The sequence below is a fragment of the Streptomyces sp. NRRL B-24572 genome, assembly GCF_002156145.1.
In the GTDB taxonomy this organism is placed as follows: Bacteria; Actinomycetota; Actinomycetes; order Streptomycetales; family Streptomycetaceae; genus Streptomyces; species Streptomyces vietnamensis.
In genome coordinates, this window is sequence record NZ_MWIG01000074.1 from 1 (window position 1) to 4,959 (window position 4,959).

A 4,959-nucleotide genomic window follows, 5' to 3' on the forward strand; every position below is an offset into this window, starting at 1 on the left:
CCGCGTTCGGCGCGGTCGCCGCGTGCACCAGCATGATCGGCTCGCCGTGGCCGTGGGAGGCGTACCGGTGCGTCGCCGCCGTCACGAGCTCGGTGAGCAGCGCCTTCGCCGCATCGGGGTCCGAGGCCCGGCCCCACGCCGGGAACGCCGTCAGCTGCGCGAGCCGCGCCCGGATCCCGCCGTCCTGCTCCGGAACCGGCGGTACGGCGTCGAGCGCGGCCGCAGCCGTCGGCGCCACGGCCAGCGGGGTGAGCGGCGGCAGCGGCTGGTGGCGGGCCGCCCAGTAGCCGAGGGCGTGCGCCAGCTCGGCGCGGCGCGGCGCCGTCTCCTCCGTCGTGAGCAGGGTCCGTACGGCGTGACCGGTACGGATCACCGGATGCGTCGCCCCGCCCGCGATGCCGGGAAGCAGCCGGGGCCACCACTCGGCGAGGACGTCCCGCCAGGGGCGGTCCCCGAGCTCGCGCGCGAAGTAACGGGTCCAGTCGGTGATCCGGGCCGGGTCGCCGAGCGCCTCCCGCCAGGTGCCGGCGGTGACCGGGGTGTGCGGGGCGGGCGCGTCCTCCAGCTTGTGCGCGTACCGGTCGAGCCAACGGTGGACGGCCGGGGCCTGCCCGCGGCGGACCAGGGCTTCGACGGCCATGGGGGCGTGGTTGGTGAGCCAGCCGTTGCGCTCGGGTCCCGTGGTGTGGAGACGTTCGAGGGCCTCGTCGAGGGTGCCGGTGGTGTCGGTCATGGGGCGACGCTAGGACGGGGGAGCGGCGCGGCGGAACGGGCCGGGGACCTAGGCCGCAGGGCGGAGGTGACCGTGGGGGGCGATACGGAGGTGACCGTGGGGGCCGGAGGTGACCATGAGGGCATCGTGGGGGGCGACGCGGAAGTCACTGTGAGGGTGACGCGGAGGTCACCGTGAGGGCGACGCGGAGGTCACCGTGAGGGCGACGCGGAGGTGACCGTCGAGGCAACCGTGGATCACGTCACGGCGTCTGAAGGGATGGCGCCGCATGTGATCGCGGTCTCACCGACGACGTGGTCGTGTGCTCCCGCGAGGGGCGCCGTTTCACCCTCCGTGCCCGGTCTGACCTGCACCTCCGTGGGTGCTCGCAGCATGCCCGCGGGGGCGGCGGCCGCGCAGGATACTGCATGATCGCGAAAATCCATGCGCCGGGTGGGAATTCTGTCCTGATTCCAGTCGTTGTTTCCGTCGGATGCAGGGCACCCGGAAGGGTGTCGCGACCTACTCAGCAAGGGAGCACGCATGGCAACCCGTGCCGTCGCCCGTCGTCAGACCTCCGCCCAGAGCGGAGCCGCACGGGCAAGCAGCGTTCGCGCCGTGGGCGGGGAGATCGCCGACCGCGACCTGGTCGGCATGTACCTCGACGAGATCGCGCGCACGCCCCTGCTCGACGCCGCCAAGGAGGTCGAGCTCTCCCAGACGATCGAGGCGGGCGTCTACGCCCAGCAGATACTCGACGGCGCTGTGACATCAGCCGCTGGCGCGGCGGGGTCGACCGAGGCGGGCGGTGCGACCCGTGAGGAGCTCGAAGCGCTGGTCGCCGAGGGCGAGCGTGCCAAGGACCTCTTCATCAAGTCCAACCTGCGGCTCGTGGTGGCCGTCGCCCGGCGCTATCCGCGCAGCGGGCTGCCGCTGCTCGACCTGATCCAGGAGGGGAACGCGGGCCTGGTGCGCGCGGTCGAGAAGTTCGACTACGCGAAGGGCTTCAAGTTCTCCACGTACGCCACGTGGTGGATCCGGCAGGCCATCACCCGGTCCATCGCCGACCAGTCCCGGACCATCCGGCTCCCCGTCCACCTGGTGGAGGAGCTCGGCCGGATCCGGCGGGTGCAGCGCGAGTTCAACCGGGAGAACGGCCGGGAGCCCGAGCCCGCCGAGATCGCCGCCGAACTCGGCTCGACGCCCGAGCGCGTCACCGACGTCCTGGACTGGGCGCGGGACCCGGTCTCGCTGAACATGTCGGTGGACGACGAGGGCGAGACCCAGTTCGGCGACCTCCTGGAGGACACCTCGGCGGTCTCCCCCGAGCAGTCCGTCCTCACCCTCCTGCGCAGCGAGGAGCTCGACGACCTCATCGGCCGGCTCGACCACCGGACGGCGTCGATCATCCGCATGCGGTACGGGATCGAGGACGGCCGCGAGCGGACGCTGACGGAGGTCGGCAAGGAGCACGGGCTGACCCGCGAGCGGATCCGCCAGATCGAGAAGCACGCGCTCCTGGAACTGAAGAAGATGGCCCACAACACGGGCTTCGACGCGGTGGCCTAGGGCGGCCGGCAGCCAGGGGCTCCCGGGGGGCGACCTCCCCGGGAGCCCCTGGCCCCGTACCCGTTCAGGCGCGGGACGCCCCGCCCTCGCTCAGGCGCGGGACGCCGACGCCAGCCTCGCCGACAGGTCCCGCATGTACGTGATCAGCGGCTCCGGCCCGTGGACCGTGAAGTCGACGTCCATGAGGGCGAGGCGGAGGGCCAGCCACTCCACCGAGTCCGCCACGCGCGCCCGCAGCCGGCAGCGGTCCGGGCCCTCCGCGACCGGCACGAGGTGGGACGGCAGGCGCGCGACGACGAACTCGGCCGGCGCGGCGAAGGACACGTCCAGGTCGACCTCGCCCTGGACCCGGGCCATCGACCGCGCCATGTACGTCGCCGCGTCCCCCGACGGCAGCTCGCGCGGAGCGAACCGCGCGCCCGTCGCGAAGGGATCGCTCACCCGGTCCACCCGGAACGTCCGCCAGTCCTCCCGCCCCAGGTCGTACGCGACGAGGTACCAGCGCCGCCCGGTCGACACCAGCCGGTACGGCTCCACGAGCCGTTTCGTCTCCGTCCCGTCCCCGGCCCGGTAGCCGAAGCGCAGCCGCTCGTGCCCGGTCACCGCGCCCGCGAGCGCGGTCAGGGTGGCGGGGGTGACGGTGGCGCCGTCGCCCCGGGTCAGCGGGATCGTCGCGTTCTGGAGGACGGAGACCCGGTGCCGGAGCCGCGACGGCAGCACCTGTTCCAGCTTGGCCAGGGCCCGTACGGACGCCTCCTCCACGCCCTCGATGGCGTGCCCCGCCCCCGCGCGCAGGCCGACGGCGATCGCGACGGCCTCCTCGTCGTCGAGGAGCAGCGGCGGCATCGCCGTACCGGCGACGAGGCGGTAGCCGCCGACCGCGCCCTTGGTCGCCTCGACGGGATAGCCGAGGTCGCGGAGCCGGTCGATGTCACGGCGGATGGTGCGCGGGGAGACCGAGAGCCGTTCGGCGAGCTCGCTGCCGGGCCACTCGCGCGGGGTCTGGAGGAGCGAGAGCAGATTCAGGAGTCGTGCCGGGGTGTCCGTCATGCGTTCAAGAATGCCGCCCATCTAGGACGTGACCTGACCTAGATGACTCCTATCTTCTTCGTATGAGTTCACACGACGCCGCCACCGAAGCGGCCACGGCGGGCGACAAGAGGCGCTGGATCGCCCTCGCCATCGTCATGACCGCCGCCTTCATGGACCTGGTCGACGCCACGATCGTCAACATCGCGATCCCCAGCATCGAGAAGGACCTCGGCGCCTCGTTCGGGGCCATCCAGTGGATCACCGCCGGGTACGCGCTCGCGTTCGCCGCCGGTCTGATCACCGGCGGGCGGCTCGGGGACATCTACGGCCGCAAGCGCCTCTTCCTCCTCGGCACCGCAGGCTTCACGCTCGCCTCGGCGCTCTGCGGCTTCGCGGCCAACCAGGAGATGCTGGTCGGCTCCCGCCTGCTCCAGGGCGCGGCGGCCGCGATGATGGTGCCGCAGGTCCTGTCGATCATCCACGTCACCTTCCCGGCGCACGAGCGCGGCAAGGTCTTCGGGATGTTCGGCGCGATCATCGGCCTCGGCGCGGTCTCGGGCCCGCTGCTCGGCGCGCTGCTCACCCAGTGGAACATCGCGGACCTGGAGTGGCGCCCGATCTTCCTGATCAACCTGCCGGTCGGCATCGCCGCCCTGTTCCTGGGCCGGAAGTTCATCACCGAGTCGAAGGCGCCGAAGGCGCTCAAGCTCGACCTGGTCGGCGTGCTCCTGGTGACGGCCGCGCTGCTGATGCTGGTCTACCCGCTGACGCGCGGCCGTGAGCTGGACTGGCCGCTGTGGGGCCACCTGATGATGGCCGGCAGCCTGCTCGTCTTCGGCGCGCTCGTGGCGTACGAGAAGTACAAGACGAAGAAGGACGGTTCGCCGCTCATCGAGCTGTCGCTGTTCAAGGTGAAGAGCTTCGCGGCCGGCATCGCGGTGCAGCTGACCTTCGGTGTCGTGCTCGGCATCTTCTTCCTGGTCTGGACGCTCTACATGCAGATCGGGCTCGGCTGGACCCCGCTGCACGCGGGTCTGACCGGGGTGCCGTTCTCGATCGCCGTCTCGACGGCGGCCGGCATGTCCGTGCAGAAGCTGGTGCCGCGCTTCGGCCGGAAGGTGCTCCAGGCGGGCGCGCTGACGATGATCGCGGGCATCCTGCTCTACTTCTTCGTGGCCGGGCGGTACGGGACCGGGATCCACTCCTGGCAGATGATTCCGCCGCTGGTGGTCATGGGCCTCGGCATGGGTCTGATCGTGGCGCCGCTGACGGACGCGGTGCTCTCGGAGGTGCCGAAGGAGCACGCCGGTTCGGCCTCGGGTCTGATCAACACGACCGGGCAGATGGGCAACGCGCTCGGACTCGGTCTGGTGTCGGTGGTCTTCTTCGGGACGATCGACGACGAGAAGCTCGCCAAGGCCCCGGCCGAGGTGGGGGCGGCGTTCACGAACGCCTTCCAGAACTCGCTGGGTTGGGCGGCGGGCGTGCTCGCCGTGATCTTCCTGGTGATGTTCGCGCTGCCGGCGAAGCCGAAGCAGCACCTGGAGGGCGGCGACGACGAGGTCGTCGTCGACGAGATCGAGAAGGAGTCGGTGCTCACGCACTGAGGCCGGCCGGAAGGGGGGCGGTGCGCTCGCGAGCGCACC

4 protein-coding genes are annotated in these 4,959 nt (G+C 71.7%); 2 read left to right on the forward strand and 2 right to left on the reverse strand.

Annotated features, from left to right (window positions below; all coding sequences use genetic code 11):
• Positions 1-733 (reverse strand): questin oxidase family protein (locus CCN56_RS04835; RefSeq protein WP_086823935.1); only part of this gene is annotated, 733 nt, incomplete at its 3' end.
• Between the two features lie 522 nt (positions 734-1,255).
• Between CCN56_RS04835 and CCN56_RS04840 the strand changes: the two genes are divergently transcribed.
• Entirely contained in the window at positions 1,256-2,281 is a 1,026-nt protein-coding gene (locus tag CCN56_RS04840; protein ID WP_086823937.1) for an RNA polymerase sigma factor RpoD/SigA, read from the forward strand.
• A gap of 90 nt (positions 2,282-2,371) precedes the next feature.
• On the opposite strand, the gene CCN56_RS04845 is transcribed toward CCN56_RS04840, so the two are convergent.
• Entirely contained in the window at positions 2,372-3,331 is a 960-nt protein-coding gene (locus CCN56_RS04845; RefSeq protein WP_086823939.1) for a YafY family protein, read from the reverse strand.
• 62 nt (positions 3,332-3,393) lie between these two features.
• On the opposite strand from CCN56_RS04845, the gene CCN56_RS04850 reads away from it, so the two are divergent.
• The gene (locus tag CCN56_RS04850) at positions 3,394-4,920 is read left to right on the forward strand and encodes an MFS transporter (RefSeq protein WP_086823941.1); all 1,527 of its coding nucleotides are present in this window, start codon (positions 3,394-3,396) and stop codon (positions 4,918-4,920) included.
• Positions 4,921-4,959 lie beyond the last annotated feature (39 nt).

Excerpts from the sequence above, each read along its gene's own strand:
- CCN56_RS04840 (WP_086823937.1), top strand. The coding sequence starts at position 1,256 with ATGGCAACCCGTGCCGTCGCCCGTCGTCAGACCTCCGCCCAGAGCGGA.
- CCN56_RS04845 (WP_086823939.1), bottom strand. The coding sequence starts at position 3,331 with ATGACGGACACCCCGGCACGACTCCTGAATCTGCTCTCGCTCCTCCAG.
- CCN56_RS04850 (WP_086823941.1), top strand. The coding sequence starts at position 3,394 with ATGAGTTCACACGACGCCGCCACCGAAGCGGCCACGGCGGGCGACAAG.